General features: G+C 67.3%; 19 protein-coding genes. 10 read left to right on the forward strand and 9 right to left on the reverse strand.

The genetic code is table 11. The features are described 5' to 3' along the window. Window positions 1-54: 54 nt before the first annotated feature. The 7 genes from A5680_RS08420 to A5680_RS08450 form a co-directional block, all read right to left on the reverse strand. Window positions 55-894 carry a hypothetical protein gene (locus tag A5680_RS08420; RefSeq protein ID WP_067818207.1) on the reverse strand — a complete coding sequence of 280 codons (840 nt, stop codon included), beginning with the start codon at window positions 892-894 and terminating at the stop codon, window positions 55-57. Between the two features lie 128 nt (window positions 895-1,022). Next, entirely contained in the window at window positions 1,023-2,192 is a 1,170-nt protein-coding gene (locus tag A5680_RS08425) for a lipid-transfer protein (RefSeq protein ID WP_067818209.1), read from the reverse strand. Next, window positions 2,192-2,593, reverse strand: coding sequence for a MaoC family dehydratase (locus tag A5680_RS08430; RefSeq protein WP_055399682.1), 402 nt, complete (start codon window positions 2,591-2,593; stop codon window positions 2,192-2,194). Before A5680_RS08430 ends, A5680_RS08425 begins: the two co-directional genes overlap by 1 nt. Next, a complete protein-coding gene (locus tag A5680_RS08435; protein WP_067818213.1) occupies window positions 2,590-3,546 on the reverse strand; it encodes a bifunctional MaoC family dehydratase N-terminal/OB-fold nucleic acid binding domain-containing protein in 957 nt (318 codons plus the stop codon). The genes A5680_RS08430 and A5680_RS08435 overlap by 4 nt, the downstream gene beginning before the upstream one ends. Next, on the reverse strand, window positions 3,543-4,706 hold the full coding sequence (gene fadE29, locus A5680_RS08440; protein ID WP_067818215.1) for an acyl-CoA dehydrogenase FadE29: 1,164 nt from the start codon (window positions 4,704-4,706) through the stop codon (window positions 3,543-3,545). The genes A5680_RS08435 and fadE29 overlap by 4 nt, the downstream gene beginning before the upstream one ends. Continuing rightward, window positions 4,697-5,710 (reverse strand): acyl-CoA dehydrogenase family protein, encoded by a 1,014-nt coding sequence (locus A5680_RS08445; protein WP_067818218.1) that lies wholly within the window; start codon window positions 5,708-5,710, stop codon window positions 4,697-4,699. Before A5680_RS08445 ends, fadE29 begins: the two co-directional genes overlap by 10 nt. Window position 5,711: 1 nt before the next feature. Continuing rightward, the gene (locus tag A5680_RS08450; protein WP_055399690.1) at window positions 5,712-6,953 is read right to left on the reverse strand and encodes a cytochrome P450; all 1,242 of its coding nucleotides are present in this window, start codon (window positions 6,951-6,953) and stop codon (window positions 5,712-5,714) included. Between the two features lie 122 nt (window positions 6,954-7,075). Here A5680_RS08450 and A5680_RS08455 point away from each other — a divergent pair, with 122 nt between their 5' ends. The 5 genes from A5680_RS08455 (at window position 7,076) to A5680_RS08475 (ending at window position 11,150) form a co-directional block, all read left to right on the forward strand. Next, window positions 7,076-8,239: a steroid 3-ketoacyl-CoA thiolase gene (locus A5680_RS08455; protein ID WP_067818221.1), complete on the forward strand. Its 1,164-nt coding sequence runs from the start codon at window positions 7,076-7,078 to the stop codon at window positions 8,237-8,239. Between the two features lie 8 nt (window positions 8,240-8,247). Continuing rightward, entirely contained in the window at window positions 8,248-8,640 is a 393-nt protein-coding gene (locus tag A5680_RS08460; RefSeq protein ID WP_067818225.1) for a hypothetical protein, read from the forward strand. Window positions 8,641-8,673: 33 nt separating this feature from the next. Further along, window positions 8,674-9,126: a nitroreductase family deazaflavin-dependent oxidoreductase gene (locus tag A5680_RS08465; protein ID WP_055399696.1), complete on the forward strand. Its 453-nt coding sequence runs from the start codon at window positions 8,674-8,676 to the stop codon at window positions 9,124-9,126. A gap of 273 nt (window positions 9,127-9,399) precedes the next feature. Beyond that, a complete protein-coding gene (locus tag A5680_RS08470) occupies window positions 9,400-10,590 on the forward strand; it encodes a cytochrome P450 (RefSeq protein WP_067818227.1) in 1,191 nt (396 codons plus the stop codon). After that, window positions 10,587-11,150: a pyridoxamine 5'-phosphate oxidase family protein gene (locus A5680_RS08475; protein WP_082956186.1), complete on the forward strand. Its 564-nt coding sequence runs from the start codon at window positions 10,587-10,589 to the stop codon at window positions 11,148-11,150. Before A5680_RS08470 ends, A5680_RS08475 begins: the two co-directional genes overlap by 4 nt. Window positions 11,151-11,155: 5 nt before the next feature. Here the strand turns inward: A5680_RS08475 and A5680_RS08480 are convergent, their stop codons facing one another. Beyond that, entirely contained in the window at window positions 11,156-12,061 is a 906-nt protein-coding gene (locus A5680_RS08480; RefSeq protein ID WP_067818230.1) for an SDR family oxidoreductase, read from the reverse strand. Between the two features lie 14 nt (window positions 12,062-12,075). After that, window positions 12,076-12,861, reverse strand: a complete 786-nt coding sequence (locus A5680_RS08485) for an SDR family oxidoreductase (protein ID WP_197499746.1) — start codon at window positions 12,859-12,861, stop codon at window positions 12,076-12,078. A gap of 59 nt (window positions 12,862-12,920) precedes the next feature. On the opposite strand from A5680_RS08485, the gene echA20 reads away from it, so the two are divergent. The 5 genes from echA20 to A5680_RS08510 are packed head-to-tail and all read left to right on the forward strand — an operon-like array spanning window position 12,921 to window position 16,844. Further along, entirely contained in the window at window positions 12,921-13,679 is a 759-nt protein-coding gene (gene echA20 / locus A5680_RS08490; protein ID WP_055399702.1) for a (7aS)-7a-methyl-1,5-dioxo-2,3,5,6,7,7a-hexahydro-1H-indene-carboxyl-CoA hydrolase, read from the forward strand. Then, on the forward strand, window positions 13,676-14,560 hold the full coding sequence (gene ipdA, locus A5680_RS08495) for a cholesterol ring-cleaving hydrolase subunit IpdA (protein ID WP_067818232.1): 885 nt from the start codon (window positions 13,676-13,678) through the stop codon (window positions 14,558-14,560). Before echA20 ends, ipdA begins: the two co-directional genes overlap by 4 nt. Continuing rightward, window positions 14,557-15,300, forward strand: a complete 744-nt coding sequence (gene ipdB, locus A5680_RS08500) for a cholesterol ring-cleaving hydrolase subunit IpdB (protein ID WP_067818234.1) — start codon at window positions 14,557-14,559, stop codon at window positions 15,298-15,300. Before ipdA ends, ipdB begins: the two co-directional genes overlap by 4 nt. Further along, window positions 15,300-16,376, forward strand: a complete 1,077-nt coding sequence (ipdC, locus tag A5680_RS08505) for a (3aS,4S,5R,7aS)-5-hydroxy-7a-methyl-1-oxo-octahydro-1H-indene-4-carboxyl-CoA dehydrogenase (protein WP_067818237.1) — start codon at window positions 15,300-15,302, stop codon at window positions 16,374-16,376. Before ipdB ends, ipdC begins: the two co-directional genes overlap by 1 nt. A gap of 42 nt (window positions 16,377-16,418) precedes the next feature. Then, window positions 16,419-16,844, forward strand: a complete 426-nt coding sequence (locus A5680_RS08510; RefSeq protein WP_067818238.1) for a nitroreductase — start codon at window positions 16,419-16,421, stop codon at window positions 16,842-16,844. The last annotated feature ends 63 nt before the right edge of the window (window positions 16,845-16,907 follow it).

Consider the following 16,907-nt stretch of genomic DNA (forward strand, 5'->3'; position numbering starts at 1 on the left):
ACCCTCAGCCCAATTGGGCGTCGGCGGGCAGGACCTTGGACTTGTCACCCTTCTTCAGGTGGGCCGCGCGAATGCCGCACGAACGCGGCCGACGATCTCGGCGGGCCGGTCGCCCGACACCACTCGGATGACCAGCCAGCCACCACGCTGTAGCCTTTCCAATCGCCTTACGTCCCAGGTGTATTGCCGGCGATCGCTGCGGTGCTGGTCGCCGTCGTATTCGACGGCGACCTTGACGTCCTCCCACCCCATGTCGAGGTAAGCGAAGACATTGCCGACCTCGTCGCGCACCGGAATCTGTGTTTGGGGCCGCGGTAGGCCGGCCCCGATCAGCACGAGGCGAAGCCAGGACTCTTTTGGCGACTGCGCCCCGGCATCGAACAGATCCGCGGCTCGCCGCGCTCGCGCGATGCCTCTGCGTCCGACGTATCTCCGGGCCAGCAGCTCGACATCAGCCGCTTTGATTTCCGTTGCTCTGGCGAGAGCGTCGATCCCCGCCACAGCGGTCATGGTCGGGTACCAACAGCCGAAGTCCAGTGCCGTCCTGACCGGCGAGGTGACCCGCATGCCGGCCACCAGCTCGATCTCGTCCTCCTCGATCCGGTCCCCGTGCGCGTGAATACCAGGCGGACTGCGCCGATTGTCGTGGATCAACTCCACGACGTGCGCATCATCGACCCACTTGCTGCCATGCAGAGCGGATGCGGCGAACCCTGCGACAACACCTCGGCGGCCGCTCCATAGCCAGCCGGCTTTGGCGCGTAGTTCGGCGGTGATGCCGACATCACGCTCCACGTAGACGTCCGGGAACAATGGGCGAAAGCGAGTAGCCAGTTGCGACTTGGACAGCACCCCTGCAGAGATGGCCTCGCTGCCAATAATCGGCTCCATCATGGCCCCGCAGCGTGGCATGAGGCCGCCGTGGCCGTCACGTCAGCTATCCACAAGTCGCGAGCGTGCGGCTAGCCGCACGCTCGAACGCGAACGTGCGGCAAGCCGCACGTTCGAGGCGAATGGCAAAGCTAGCCGAGGATCAGGCCCGACGTGGGCACGCCGGTTCCCGCGGTGACGAGCACGTGCTCGACGTCGGGGACCGGGTTCACCGACGTTCCCCGCAGCTGCCGCACACCCTCGGCAATGCCGTTCATGCCGTGGATGTAGGCCTCACCGAGTTGACCGCCATGCGTGTTGATCGGAAGCCGGCCACCGACCTCGATCGCACCATCGGCGATGAAGTCCTTGGCCTCGCCCTTACCGCAGAATCCCAACTCCTCCAACTGAATCAGCGTGAAGGGCGTGAAGTGGTCGTACAACACGGCGGTCTGGATGTCGGACGGCTGCAGACCGGACTGCTGCCACATCTGCTGACCGACCAGCCCCATCTCGGGCAGGCCGAGCTCGTCGCGGTAGTAGCTGACCATCGTGTACTGGTCGGGGCTGGAGCCTTGCGCCGCGGCCTCGATGATCGCCGGCCGCTGCTTGAGATCCTTCGCGCGCTCCGGGGAGGTCACCACGATCGCCACCGCGCCGTCGGTCTCCTGGCAGCAGTCCAGCAGCCGCAGCGGCTCGGCGATCCACCGCGAATTCTGGTGGTCCTCAATGGTTATCGGCTTCTCGTAGAAGTACGCCTTTGGGTTCTTGGCCGCGTGCTTGCGGTCGGCCACCGAGATCACCCCGAAATCCCGGCTGGTCGCGCCGGACCAGTGCATGTACCGCTGCGCGATCATCGCGACCTGCGCGGCGGGCGTCGACAGCCCGTGCGGATACGAGAAGGAGTTGTCGGCCGCCGTCGAATCGGCCTGCACGCCCGCATTTCCCACCAGCCGGGTCTGGACCTGACCGAACCGCATGCCCGACCGCTCGTTGAACGCCCGGTACGCCACGACGACGTCGGCCACCCCGGTGGCGACGGCCATCGCCGCCTGCTGAACGGTCGCACACGCGGCGCCGCCGCCGTAGCCGATCTGCGAGAAGAACTTCAGGTCACCGATGCCGACGGCGCGCGCCACCGCGGTCTCGTTGTTGGTGTCCATCGTGAACGTGGTCAGCCCGTCGACGTCAGACGGCGAAAGGCCGGCGTCGTCCAGGGCGTCCAGGACCGCCTCGGCGGCCAGTCGCAGCTCGCTGCGGCCGGAGTCCTTGGAGAAGTCGGTGGCGCCGATCCCGACGATGGCCGCCTTACCCGAGAGCATCAAGCGTCCCCCATCGTCAGCGTCACCGTCGCGATCACATGATCGCCAAGGCTGTTGCGGCCGAACACCTTCAACGCGATCAGGCCGTCGTCGATACCGGTCACCTCGCCGGAGAAGGTGACGGTGTCGTAGGCATACCACGGCACGCCGAGCCGCAGCCCGATCGATTTGATCCGTGCGGCCGGGCCGGCCCAGTCGGTGACGTAACGCTGCACCAACCCCGTGTCGGTCAGGATGTTGACGAAGATGTCCTTGGAACCCTTGGCCTGCGCCAGGTCCCGATCATGGTGCACGTCCTGAAAGTCCCTGGTAGCCAGGGCGGTCGAGATGATGAACGTCGGGTCGCCGTAAATCTTCAATTCGGGCAGGGTGGTACCCACCTCGACAGTAGGCGCGCTCATGCTTGATCTCCCAAGGGTTCCCACGCGTAAAGGCTCCACTCCGGGCCGGAGTCACCGGCCGGGAAGTCGATATAGGTTGCGCGAACCGGCATTCCGATCTTGATCTCGGCGTGGTCGACGCCGCGCAGCTCGCCGAGCATACGAACACCCTCTTCCAGCTCGACGAGCGCGATCACAAACGGCAGCGTGCGTCCGGGCACCTTCGGCGCGTGGTGCACGACGTAGCTGTACAGCGTGCCGCGGCCGCTGGCCACGACGTAGTCGATGGGTTGGGCCTTGTCCTGCCACACCGCCGGCACCGGCGGATGCTGCAGGCTGCCGTCGGGCCGGCGCTGAACCCGTAACTCGTGCGCCTTGACGCCCTCCCAGAAGAAGGCGGTGTCCCGCGACGACGCCGGGCGCATCATGGTGTCGGGATCGAGGTCCTCGGGCACCGAGGACGGCGCGGATTCGCGGGGCTTGAACTTCAATATCCGCCAAGCCATCTCGGCGACGGCTTCCTCCCCGACCCGCCAGGTGATGTGCTGGTTGATGAAGTAGCCCTCACCGAGGCCGGTCTGCTTGGGGCCCACCACGTCACGCATCTCGGAGTGGATGGTGACCTGCTCGCCGGGACGCAGATACCGGTGATAGGTCTGCTCACAGTTGGTGGCGACCACCCCGATATAGCCGGCGTCGTCGAACAGCTTCATGATCGGGCCCATTGGATCGTCGGTGGGGCGTTCACCGCCCTGCCCGAACATCGTCCACACCTGAATCATGGCCGGCGGCGCGACAATCCCCGGGTGACCGGCTGCCTTGGCGGCATCCTCGTCCACGTAGATCGGGTTGCGGTCGCCGAGGGCCTCCACCCAGTTGTTGATGATCGGCTGGTTCACCGGATCCCGGCCCGCGCGCGGCGCTGCCACGGCGGTGGCGGTGATTTCCGCGACCGCTTCGGCGATATCCGTCATCGAGGCACCCTCGGCACCTTGAGGCCGGCCGCCGCGATCATCTCTCGCATCACTTCGTTCACGCCGCCACCGAAGGTGATCACCAGGTTGCGCTTGGTTTGCGAATCCAGCCAACGCAGCAGCTCGGCGGTCTCCGGTTCCGCGGGGTTGCCGTACTTGCCGACGATCTCTTCGGCCAGCCGACCGATGTACTGAATCTTCTCGGTGCCAAAGACTTTGGTCGAGGCGGCGTCGGCGACGTTGATGTCCTCGCCGGCGGCGGCCACCTGCCAGTTCAGCAGCTCGTTGATCCGCCACATCGCGTGGATCTCACCGAGCGCCCGTTTGACGTCGGCGTGGTCGATCGGCGTGACGCCGTCGCCGCCCGGCTTGGACGCCCACGCGTGCACCCGGTCATAGATGCCCGCGGTGCGGCCCGCCGGGCCCAGCATGACGCGTTCGTTGTTGAGCTGGGTCGTGATCAGCCGCCATCCGCCGTTCTCCTCGCCGACCAGCATGTCGGCGGGCACCCGCACGTCGTTGTAGTAGGTGGCGTTGGTGTGGTGGGCACCGTCGGACAAGATGATCGGCGTCCACGAGTAGCCGGGATCCTTGGTGTCGACGATCAGGATCGAAATCCCCTTGTGCTTCACGGCTTCCGGGTCGGTGCGGCAGGCCAACCAGATGTAGTCCGCGTCATGCGCACCGGTGGTGAAGATCTTCTGCCCGTTGACGATGTACTCGTCGCCCTGGCGCACGGCGGTGGTCCGCAGCGAAGCCAGGTCGGTTCCCGCCTCGGGCTCGGTGTAGCCGATCGCGAAGTGCACCTCGCCGGCGAGAATGGCCGGCAGGAACTTCTTCTTCTGTGCCTCGCTGCCGAATTGCTGCAGAACCGGACCGACCGTCTGCAGCGTCACCGCGGGCAGCGGGACGTCGGCCCTATGCGCCTCGTTGACGAAGATCGACTGCTCGATGGGGCCGAAGCCCAAGCCGCCGAACTCCTTTGGCCAACCGACGCCGAGCTTGCCGTCCCGGCCCATCCGCCGGATCACCGCGCGATAGGCCTCGTTGTGACGGTCCTCCTCCATCGCCTTCATCTCGTCGGACGAGATCAGGTTCGAAAAGTATTCCCGCAGTTCCGCTTGCAGCTGACGCTGCTCCGGAGTCAGGTCTATGAACATTGCGCTCCCACCAGATCGAGACGATGAGAAGGCCCGCCCAGCAGCCGGGTCAGGTCCTTGATCGTGGAGTAGTACCGGTGCATCGGATAGGTGATGTCCATGCCCATGCCGCCGTGCAGGTGGTGGCAGAGCTGCATCACCGGCGGCGCCTGCGACGTGATCCAATAGCCGAGCACGTCGAGATCGTCGTCAGCGTCCCGTCCTTCGGACAGCCGCCACACGACCGACTTCGCCGCCAAATCGATGGTGCGCGAAGCGATGTAGACCTCGGCGAGCTGCGCGGCCACGGTCTGGAACGTCGACAGCGGCTTGCCGAATTGCTTGCGGTTGGCCACGTAGTCCGCGGTGAGCCGCAGCGCGCCCGCCACCAGGCCGTCGGTGTAGGCGCCGATGGCCGCCAGCGCCAGCTGGTTGACCCGCGGCGCCCCGGCGCCCGACAAAACGTCGGCGTCTTCGACCACAACGTCGGCGAAGGTGACCGTGTACTCGTTGGAGCCGTTGGATGTCGGGGTTTGAATCACCTGCACCCCATCGGCCTTCGGCGACACCACGACCACCGCGTTGTCGGCGGTCACGACCATCCAGTCGGCGGATTCGGCATACGGCACAGCCACTTTCGTGCCCGACAACCGGCCGTTGGCGAAGGTGGTCGACGGCCGGTCGGGCAACGCGGTGCCGGGCTCGTTGAGCGCGGCGGTCAGCACGCCGCCCTTCGCGACGCCGGCCAGGAACCGGTCCTGCTGTTCGTCGGACGCCAGGTCAAGCAGCGGCAGCACGCCGAAGCCGAGCGTGGCCAGCGCCGGCGTGATGGCGCCGTGGCGACCCACCTCGGTGAGGACGGTGGCCACCTCGGGCAGCCCCACGCCGTCACCGCCGAGACGCTCGGGCACCGGGAGGGCCGTCACGCCCCCGCCGACCAAAGCCTCCCAGCTCAATTCGCGGTCGAGCACCGACGTGACGACGTCGGCGACGGCCTGTTGCGTCGCGGTGAGATCGAAGTCCATGTCAGTTGGATTTGCCGCTGTAGTCGACCTGCCAGTGCTTGATCCCGTTGAGCCAGCCCGACCGCAACCGCTCGGGCTCGCCGATGGGCTTGAGGTCCGGCATGTGGTCGGCCACCGCGTTGAAGATCAGGTTGATGGTCATACGGGCCAAGTTAGCGCCGATGCAGTAGTGGGCGCCGGTGCCGCCGAAGCCGACGTGCGGGTTCGGGTCGCGCAGGATGTTGAAGGTGTGCGGGTCGTCGAAGACCTCTTCGTCGAAGTTGGCCGACCGGTAGGACATCACCACCCGCTGCCCCTTCTTGATCTGCACGCCGGACAACTCGGTGTCCTCGCTGGCGGTGCGCTGGAAGGCCGAGACCGGGGTGGCCCACCGGATGATCTCGTCGGCGGTGGTCGACGGGCGCTCGGACTTGAACAATTCCCACTGGTCGGGGTTGTTCGCCATGGCGATCATGCCGTGGGTGATCGAGTTGCGGGTGGTCTCGTTGCCCGCCACCGCGAGCATGACCACGAAGAACCCGAACTCGTCGTCGGAGAGCTTCTCGCCGTCGATGTCGGCCTGGATGAGCGTGGTGACGATGTCGTCGGTGGGGTTCTTGCCCCGCTCCTCGGCCATCGCCATCGCGTAGGTGATCAGCTCCATCGACGACTGCGCGGGGTCGACGTGGGCGTACTCGGGGTCGGTGCCACCGGTCATCTCGTTGGACCAGCGGAACAGCTTGTCGCGGTCCTCCTGGGGGACACCGAGCAGGCCCGCGATGGCCTGCAGCGGCAGCTCGCACGAGACCTGCTCGACGAAGTCGCCGTGACCCTCGGTCGCCGCGGTCTTGGCGATGTTCTGGGCGCGCTGGGCCAGTTCGGCCTCCAGCCGTCCGATGGCCCGGGGCGTGAACCCGCGGGAGATGATCTTGCGCAGCCGGGTGTGGTGGGGCGCGTCCATGTTGAGCATGACGCTGCGCTGTAGTTCGACCTGCTCGCGCTTCATCTCCGGCGGCCACGTCGGGATGGCGCCGTTCATCCAGCTCGAGAAGATGTCGCTGCGCTTGGACACCTCCTTGACGTCGGCGTGCTTGGTGACGAGCCAATATCCGTGGTCCTCGAAGCCGCCCGCGCCGTTGGGGATGTCGACCCAGTGGATCGGCTCCGCCTTGCGGAGCCAGGCGAGTTCCTCGACGGGCAGCCCTGCGAGGTTGACGTCAGGGTCAAGGAAGTCGAAGTCAGCGGGAATGTTGGGGGGTGCCATGATGTGTGCGCTCCTCAATTGCAACGTGTTCTAGTGCCAGTAAAACACGGCTCCTGCGCAGATAAAAGGCAGGTCATCATCCTCGCTTGTCAGACTAATGAAACGTGTTCTAGCCTGACGGAATGGGTAACCCGGTAATCGTCGAAGCCACCCGCAGCCCGATCGGCAAGCGCAACGGATGGCTCTCAGGATTGCACGCCACCGAGCTGCTCGGTGCGGTGCAGAAGGCAGTCGTGGAGAAGGCCGGCATCGACGCCGGCGACGTCGAACAGGTCATCGGCGGCTGCGTGACGCAGTTCGGCGAGCAGTCCAACAACATCACCCGGGTTAGCTGGCTGGTCGCCGGGCTGCCGGAGCATGTCGGCGCCATGACCGTGGACTGCCAGTGCGGCAGCGGTCAGCAGGCCAACGGTCTGATCGCCGGCCTGATCGCGGCGGGCGCCATCGACATCGGCATCGCGTGCGGAATCGAGGCCATGAGCCGCGTCGGACTCGGCGCCAACGCCGGCCCCGACCGCAGCATCCTGCGGCCGGCGTCGTGGGACATCGACCTGCCCGACCAGTTCACCGCGGCCGAGCGGATCGCCAAGCGGCGCGGCATCACCCGCGAGGACATCGACGAGTTCGGCTTCGGATCGCAGGCCAAGGCCAAGCAGGCGTGGGAGGAGGGCCGCTTCGACCGCGAGATCTCCCCGATCGACGCGCCCGCGCTGGACGAGAACAAGCAACCGACGTCGGAGCGGGTCACCATCTCGCGCGACCAGGGCCTGCGCGACACCACGCTGTCGGGCCTGTCCGCCCTCAAGCCGGTCATCGAGGGTGGGATCCACACGGCCGGGACGTCGTCGCAGATTTCCGATGGGGCCGCGGCCGTGCTGTGGATGGACGAAGACAAGGCCAAGGCGCTCGGGTTGCGGCCGCGGGCCCGCATCGTCAGCCAGGCGCTCGTCGGCGCCGAGCCGTACTACCACCTGGACGGCCCCGTGCAGTCGACGGCCAAGGTGCTCGAAAAGGCCGGCATGAAGATGGGCGACATCGACCTGGTCGAGATCAACGAGGCGTTCGCGTCGGTGGTGCTGTCCTGGGCGCGCGTCCACGAGCCCGACATGGCCAGGGTCAACGTCAATGGCGGGGCCATCGCGCTGGGCCACCCGGTGGGCAGCACCGGCAGCCGGTTGATCACCACCGCGCTGCACGAGCTGGAGCGCACCGACCAGAGCACCGCGCTGATCACCATGTGCGCGGGCGGCGCCCTGTCGACGGGCACCATCATCGAGCGCATCTAGCCCGGCACTTGATCGTCTCCGAGGAGAGCCGCATCGCCGCGGCGCAGTCCTACATCGACGCGCTCGTCAGCCATGACGGCGACTCCGTTCCGTTCGCCGCCGACTGCACCCGTATCGAGCAAGGGATCAAGAACGGGTTCTCCGGAAACCACCTGCGGCGCAGCCTGAATCGCGGAGCTCAGTACCGGTTGCTCGCGGACACGACGCCGCCGGCCTACCGGATCGACGGCGACCGGGTGCACGCCTCATACGACGTGCTCACCAAGGCGGCGTTCGGCGGCCGGCGGCTGGGCGCACGGGTCGACGAGACCTTCGTGATACCCGCCGAAACCTCAAGCGGACGAGCCGAGATCCACCACATCAAGGTTCGCTTCCAACCGTTCGTCCAGCGGCGGCGATAACGCCGCGGCGCCGCCCAGATACAGAGGAGCACGATGCCCAAACCCAAGCCAAAGTCACTGAACGCGCCCTGGGTCGGCTTCATCATCAAATGGATGGCCAAGGGCAACACGTGGATCTATCGACGCAGCAACGGAAAATTGGGGGGCACCTTCGGCAACGCTCCCGTCGCGCTGCTCACCACGACGGGCCGCAAGAGCGGTGAACCGCGGGTCAGCCCGCTGCTGTACCTGCGCGAAGGGAACCGGGTGGTGCTGGTCGCATCGAAGGGCGGCAGCGACAAGAACCCGCTGTGGTACCTCAACCTCAAGGCCAATCCGAAAGTCTCCGTGCAGATCAAGGACGAGGTGCTGCAGCTGCAGGCCCGTGATGCGACCGAGGCCGAGCGTGCGGAGTACTGGCCGAAGCTGGATGCCATGTACCCCTCATTCGGCGACTACCGGTCATGGACCGACCGGGTCATTCCCATCGTCATCTGCGACCCCTGACGTTTCTGCCCCGCGACGCCACAGACGCTGAGCGGGAACGCAATTGGCCGCCGCTGATGCGGATGTGCCCGCCCAACCGCAAGTACCGCGACGCCATCGACCGAGTGATTCCGCTCGCGGTGCGCGAGCCGCGCCAGGGCCGCCGGCCCCGTTCGGAAACGGCCCTCAATTCTGACGGCCCCTCCGTCAGCGCTTGACTGAGCATATCGCCGTGTGTGACGATTTCGTCAGAAAGCGCGCCATTGCGCCCGGCAGCGCGCTGTTAGGAGAACGATGCGTCGCACACCGGCCGGTGTCCCGGTATACGAGCCAGACCTCTACTCCACCGAGGCCATCGTCAATCCCTACCCGCATTACCGGCGCCTGCGCGACCTCGGCCGGGTGGTCTGGTTGGCCAAACAGAAGGCGTATGCGCTCCCCCGCTACGCCGAGTGCAAGGCCGTCTTGCGTGACGACAAGACATTCCTCTCGGGCAGGGGCGTCTCCCTGAACCCGATCACCAACCGCTTATCGCGAGGCACGACGCTGAACAGCGACGGCGACGAGCACGACCAACGGCGAAAGCTGGTGGCGCACCGGCTGTTGCCGCGTGTGCTGCGTGCGATCAGCGACAGCGTGGACGCCACCGCCGCGGCGGTGGTCGATGCGGCGCTCACGCACGGTGCGGTCGACGGGGTGAATGACCTGGCGGCCGCCCTGCCGCTGGCCGTGGTGCCTGACCTCATCGGTTGGCCGCGCGATCAACGCGATCACCTCATCGACTGGGGCGGCGCCACTTTCGATGTCCTCGGTCCGCTGAATTGGCAGGCGATCAAATCGACGCCTCGCGCGTTGCAAATGCTGCGGTTCGCGCGCCGCGTGGTGCGCCAGCGGGCCGTTCTCGAGGGCAGCATGGCACACGAGCTTCTGATCGCCGCCGACGAAGGCAAGCTGCCGCACCGCGAGTGTTCGCCGCTGATGGTCGACTATCTTGCGCCGTCGATCGACACCACGATGAGCGCCATCTCCAACGCGTTGCATTTGTTCGCCAGCCACCCCGAGCAATGGCGAGTCCTGAAAGAGGACCCGGCCCTGATGACCAACGCCGTCAACGAGGTGGTCCGGTATGAGCCCCCGCTGCGTGCATTCGCGCGCTGGGTGCCAAGGCAAACCGAAATAGCCGGCACCCCAATACCATCCGGTGCCCGAGTCCTCGTGATATACGCCTCAGCCAACCGCGACGAACGCGAGTGGGAGGAACCCGACCTCTTCGACATCCGCCGTGACGCCAGCCGTCAAATCGGATTCGGACAGGGTGCGCATGCCTGTGCCGGCCAGGGCCTGGCGCGTTTGGAAACGGCGGCCATGCTGCGCGCGCTGCTTGAACGCGTCGACCGCATCGAGGTCACCGGCGCACCAAAATGGGCTATTAACAACATTATCCGCCGTCACGAAGCGCTGCCGCTAAAGCTGGTTGCCGCATGAGACTCTTACCCTTGGCCGCCGAGCCGTTCACCCCTTCGGCCGACCGCGACATGCTCCCGTCGGAGCGCCGCGAATTCGTCCGCACGCACCGGACGTGTGTCTTCGGGTACCGCCGCCGCCATGACGGCCCGGCCATGTCGATCGTGTATTACGTCCCGACCGATGACGACGAGCTGCTGGTGTCCACCATGGCCGGCCGCGCGAAGGCGAACGCCGTGGCGCGGGACCCGAAAGTGAGCATTTGCGTGCTGGACGAGCGCTGGCCGTTCTCCTTCTTGCAGGTGTATGCCGACGCCGTCATCGATCGAGACCCCGACCTCGTCGTCGACGTCATGATGGCCGTCGGCTGGCGGATGTCCGGGCAGCTGGCAGGCGCGGACGCACGGCCCTTCGTCAGGGAAATGGCCGAGCGCGAAGACAGGCTGGTGATCCGCTGCCGTCCCTACGCGACGTTCGCCACGCCGCCGCGTCATCTATATGCGAACGAGGAAGCGACCGAGCTGACGCACTGGGGATCATCGTCGCTCCCGTGGGACGCCCCGGATCCCGTTGCGCGATAGGTAAATCAGGCCCCGTATACGGGAACCGGCGGCCGGGCCTTGGCGAGCAGGTCCGCGACGACGGGCCCCAATTCGGCGGGATCCCACCGCGCACCCTTGTCGATCTGCGGCCCGTGGGCCCAGCCCTCGGCGACCCGGATCTTGCCGCCCTCGACCTCGAACACCTTGCCGGTGACGTCCCGCGACTCGGCGCTGCCCAGCCAGACCACCAGCGGCGAGACGTTCTCCGGCGCCATGGCGTCGAAATCCTGGTCCTGCGTGGCCATCATCTCGGCGAAGACGGTCTCGGTCATGCGGGTCCGGGCCGACGGCGCGATGGCGTTGACCGTGACGCCGTAGCGGCCCATCTCCGCCGCACCGACGAGCGTCATCGCCGCGATGCCGGCCTTGGCCGCGCTGTAGTTGCCCTGCCCGACGCTGCCCTGCAGGCCGGCACCCGAACTGGTGTTGATGATCCGCGCGTCGACCGTCTTGCCCTCCTTGGACAGCCCGCGCCAGTACGACGCCGCGTGCCGCATCGTGGCGAAGTGGCCCTTGAGGTGCACGGCGATGACGGCGTCGAACTCCTCCTCGCTGGTGTTGGCCATCATCCTGTCGCGCACGATGCCGGCGTTGTTCACCAGAACGTCCAGCCCGCCGAAGGTGTCGACGGCGGTCTGGATCAGGCCGGCCGCTTCGTCCCAGTCGGCGACGTTGGATCCATTGGCTACGGCTTCCCCACCGGCCGCGGTGATTTCGTCGACCACGCCCTGCGCCGCGCTGCCGCCGCCCGCCGGGGAGCCATCCAGTCCCACGCCGATGTCGTTGACCACCACGCGCGCTCCCTCGGCCGCGAAGGCCAGCGCATGCGCGCGACCGATACCGCCGCCCGCCCCGGTGACGATGACGACGCGGCCGTCAACCACTCCCATTGTTCGTGTCTCCTCTACTTGATCGCGTTGGCATTCGTGGTGGCCAGGTAGTGCGGCGGTTCGCCGCCACCGTGCACCTCCAGCGAGGCGCCGCTGATGTAGGACGCCGTGTCCGACGCCAGAAATGCTGCGGCCCAACCGATGTCCTCGGGCTGGGCCAGCCGGCCCAGCGGCACGTTCTTGGAGATCGCGGCGATGGACTCGGCGTCGCCATAAAACAGTTCGGATTGCTCGGTTTCCACCATGCCCACCACGCAGGCGTTCACCCGCACCTTCGGCCCCCACTCCACCGCAAGCGTCTGCGTGAGGCTTTCGAGTCCGGCCTTGGCCGCGCCGTAGGCGCCGGTGCCCGGTGACGGCCGTCGACCGGACAGACTGCAGATGTTGACGATCGACCCGCCGCGTTCCTGGCCTTGCATGTGAGCGTTGGCATGCTGCGAAACCGACAGCGCGCCAATCAGGTTCAACTCGATGATCTTGCGGTTGAACTTCGCGCTGGACTCCGCGGTCAGCACGTACGGCGAACCGCCGGCGTTGTTGACCACGACGTCGAGCCGGCCATGCGTGTCGACGATGGAATCGATCAGCGCCTTGACGGCGTCGTCGTCACGGACGTCGCAGGAGTGGAACTCATAGGGCAGGCCCTCGACGGCCCGCCGCGCGCAGGTGATGACGGTGGCGCCCTGCCCGGCGAAAACCGAGCTGATGCCGGCGCCCACCCCGCGAACCCCGCCGGTGACCAGAACCACCCGCCCGGCCAGCCCCAAGTTGATGGCGTCGGGTGCTTCGGCGCGAGTCACTGTGCTAGCGTACCAAGCAAGTGCTTGCTTAGGTAGTTACCCCACAAGGAAGTGGCACCTTGCCCATCACATCCGAAACCACCGAACCGGGCATCGTCGCGGTCACCGTCGACTTTCCCCCGGTCAACGCCATCCCGTCGCGCGGCTGGTTTGAACTGGCCGACGTCATCACGGCCGCCGGCCAGGATCCGCAGACCCATGTCGTGATCCTGCGGGCGGAGGGCCGCGGCTTCAACGCCGGGGTCGACATCAAGGAGATGCAGCGCACCGAGGGATTCACCGCGCTGATTGACGCCAACCGCGGCTGCTTCGCCGCCTTCCGCGCGGTCTACGAGTGCGCGGTGCCGGTCGTCGCCGCGGTGAACGGATTCTGCGTCGGCGGCGGCATCGGCCTGGTCGGCAACTCCGACGTCATCGTGGCCTCCGAGGACGCCACCTTCGGGTTGCCCGAGGTGGAACGCGGCGCGCTCGGGGCGGCCACCCACCTGTCGCGGCTGGTGCCCCAGCACCTGATGCGGCGGCTGTTCTTCACCGCCGCGACCGTCGACGCCGCCACCCTGCACCATTTCGGCTCGGTGCACGAGGTGGTGCCGCGCGACGAGCTGGACGAGGCCGCGCTGCGGGTCGCCCGCGACATCGCAGCCAAGGACACCCGCGTCATCCGGGCCGCCAAGGAGGCGCTCAACCTGATCGACGTGCAGCGGGTCAACTCGAGTTACCGCATGGAACAAGGCTTTACGTTCGAGCTCAACCTGGCCGGGGTGGCCGACGAGCACCGCGACGCGTTCGCCGGGACGGCGAAGGGCAAGAAAGCATGAGCGACAAGAGAACCACGTTGGACGACGCCGTCGCGCAATTGCGCAGCGGCATGACGATCGGCATCGGCGGCTGGGGCTCGCGCCGCAAGCCGATGGCGTTCGTGCGGGCGATGCTGCGCACGGACCTGAAGGACCTGACCGTGGTCACCTATGGCGGGCCCGACCTCGGGCTGCTCTGCTCGGCGGGCAAGGTCAAGCGCGTCTACTACGGCTTCGTCTCGCTGGACTCCCCGCCCTTCTACGACCCCTGGTTCGCCAAGGCCCGCACGAGCGGCGCCATCGTGGCCCGCGAAATGGACGAGGGCATGTTGCGCTGCGGCCTGCAGGCCGCCGCCCAACGCCTGCCGTTCCTGCCGATTCGGGCCGGGCTGGGCAGCTCGGTCCCCGACTTCTGGGAGGGTGAGCTGAAGACGGTGGCCAGTCCGTACCCCGCGCCCGAGGGCGGCCACGAGACGCTGATCGCCATGCCGGCGTTGCGCCTGGATGCCGCCTTCGCGCACCTGAATCTCGGTGATTGCCAAGGCAATGCGGCCTACACCGGGATCGATCCCTACTTCGACGACCTGTTCCTGATGGCCGCCGAAAAGCGCTTCCTGTCGGTGGAGCGCGTCGTCTCGACCGAGGAGCTGGTCAAGGCCGTTCCCCCGCAGGCGCTGCTGGTGAACCGGATGATGGTCGACTCGGTGGTTGAGGCGCCGGGTGGGGCCCACTTCACCACCGCCGCACCGGATTACGGCCGTGACGAGAAATTCCAGCGGCACTATGCCGAGGCCGCCTCGACCGATGAAGGCTGGCAGCAGTTCGTCCAGACCTACCTGTCGGGTGACGAGGACGACTACCAGGCGGCGGTTCGCGCGTTCGCAGAGGAGGCGGCCAAGTGAGCAGCACCCGCGCCGAGGTGTGTGCAGTCGCCTGCGCCGACCTGTTCGAAGGAGCCGGCGAAATCATGGTCAGCCCCATGACCAACATGGCCTCGGTCGGCGCACGGCTGGCGCGGTTGACGTTTTCCCCCGACATCCTGCTCACCGACGGCGAGGCGCAGCTGCTGGCCGACACCCCGGCTTTGGGCAAGACCGGGCCCGTCGAGGGCTGGATGCCGTTCGGCCGGGTGTTCGAGACGCTGGCCTGGGGCCGGCGGCACGTGGTGATGGGCGCGAATCAGGTTGACCGCTTTGGCAATCAGAACATTTCGGCGTTCGGCCCGCTGCAGCACCCGACCCGGCAGATGTTCGGCCTGCGCGGCGCGCCCGGCAACGCGATCAACCACGCGACCAGTTACTGGGTGGGCAACCACTCCAAGCGGGTGTTCTGCGAGGCCGTCGACGTGGTCTGCGGCATCGGCTGGGACAAGGTGGACCCCGACAACCCGGCTTTCCGCTTCGCCAACACCTACCGGGTGGTGTCCAACCTCGGGGTGTTCGACTTCGGCGGCCCGGACCGGACGATGCGCGCGCTGACACTGCACCCCGGGGTGTCGCCGGACGACGTCCGCGAGGCCACCTCGTTCGAGGTGCACGGCCTCGACGAGGCCGGCGAGACCAGGCTCCCGACCGACGAGGAGCTGCGGCTGATCCGCGAGGTGATCGACCCGAAGTCACTGCGCGACAGGGAGATCCGTTAATGAAGCTGCGCACGCCGCTGACCGAGCTGGTCGGTGTCGAGCACCCCGTCGTCCAGACCGGGATGGGCTGGGTGGCCGGTGCCCGGCTGGTGGCCGCAACGGCCAACGCCGGCGGCCTGGGCATCCTGGCGTCGGCCACCATGACGCTGGACGAGTTGGCGACGGCCATCGGCAAGGTCAAGGCCGCCACCGACAAGCCGTTCGGGGTGAACATCCGCGCCGACGCCGCCGACGCCGGCGACCGCGTCGATTTGATGATCCGCGAGGGCGTGAAGGTGGCGTCGTTCGCCCTGGCGCCCAAGCAGGAGCTCATCGCCCGGTTGAAAGAGGCTGGCGCGGTGGTGATCCCGTCGATCGGCGCCGCCAAGCACGCCAAAAAGGTGGCGGCCTGGGGTGCCGACGCGATGATAGTGCAGGGCGGCGAGGGTGGCGGGCACACCGGGCCCGTGGCCACGACGCTGCTGCTGCCGTCGGTGCTGGACGCCGTGGCGGGCACCGGGATTCCGGTGATCGCGGCGGGCGGCTTCTTCGACGGGCGCGGGCTGGCGGCCGCGTTGAGTTACGGCGCCGCCGGCGTGGCGATGGGCACGCGCTTTCTGCTGACCTCCGACTCGACCGTGCCCGACGCGGTCAAGCGGCGCTATCTGGATGCCGCGCTGGACGGCACGGTGGTCACCACGCGCGTCGACGGCATGCCGCACCGGGTGCTGCGCACCGGCCTGGTCGAGAGGCTGGAAAGCGGTTCGCCGGTAAGGGGTCTCACCGCGGCGGTGCGCAATGCCGCGAAGTTCAAGCACATGTCGCAGATGACCTGGGCCTCGATGGTCCGCGACGGCCTGGCCATGCGGCACGGCAAGGAGCTGACCTGGTCCCAGGTGGTGATGGCGGCCAACACCCCGATGCTGTTGAAGGCCGGGCTGGTCGACGGAAACACCGAGGCCGGGGTGCTGGCCTCCGGGCAGGTGGCCGGGATCCTCGAGGACCTGCCGTCGTGCGCCGAGCTGATCGAGTCCATCGTGCGGGACGCGATCACGCACCTGCGGGCGGCGTCGGCACTGGTCGAAGGCGACGACTAAAGACCCTGGCTTGCGTTGCGACCCCGGGTCCATCGTGGGGTCATGAGTGCGCTGACACCCGAGGCGTGGCCCAAGCCATTACTGGGCGCGGTCCGTGTTTCCAACAGATACCTGCTCAACCCGCTGATGTTGCGCCTGGCCGGCCGCAAGCACTGGTACGCATCGGCCATCCACCACACCGGGCGACGGTCGGGCAAGCAGTACACCACCCCGATCGTCGCGGACCGGATTGACGACGGGTTCGTCGTACCGCTGCCCTACGGCACCCGGGTCGACTGGTTGCAGAACGTCCTTGCGGCCGGGGGCGCAAGCATTTCCTCGGACGGCGAGAGCTACCAGGTGACGCGGCCCGAGGTCCTCGACGCGGCGGCCGCCATGCCCCTGCTGTCGGCCGACCGGCGACGCACGTTCGCCCGCGTCGGCATCCAGCACTACCTCAAAGTCCGGGACGCCGCACCGCCGAGTTGAGCGCGTCGTGAGTCTCGGCCACCGCGAGACTGAAACCACGCACACGACACGCCGAAGAACGTG

Source organism: Mycobacterium sp. E2989 (genome assembly GCF_001667595.1).
GTDB lineage: Bacteria > Actinomycetota > Actinomycetes > Mycobacteriales > Mycobacteriaceae > Mycobacterium.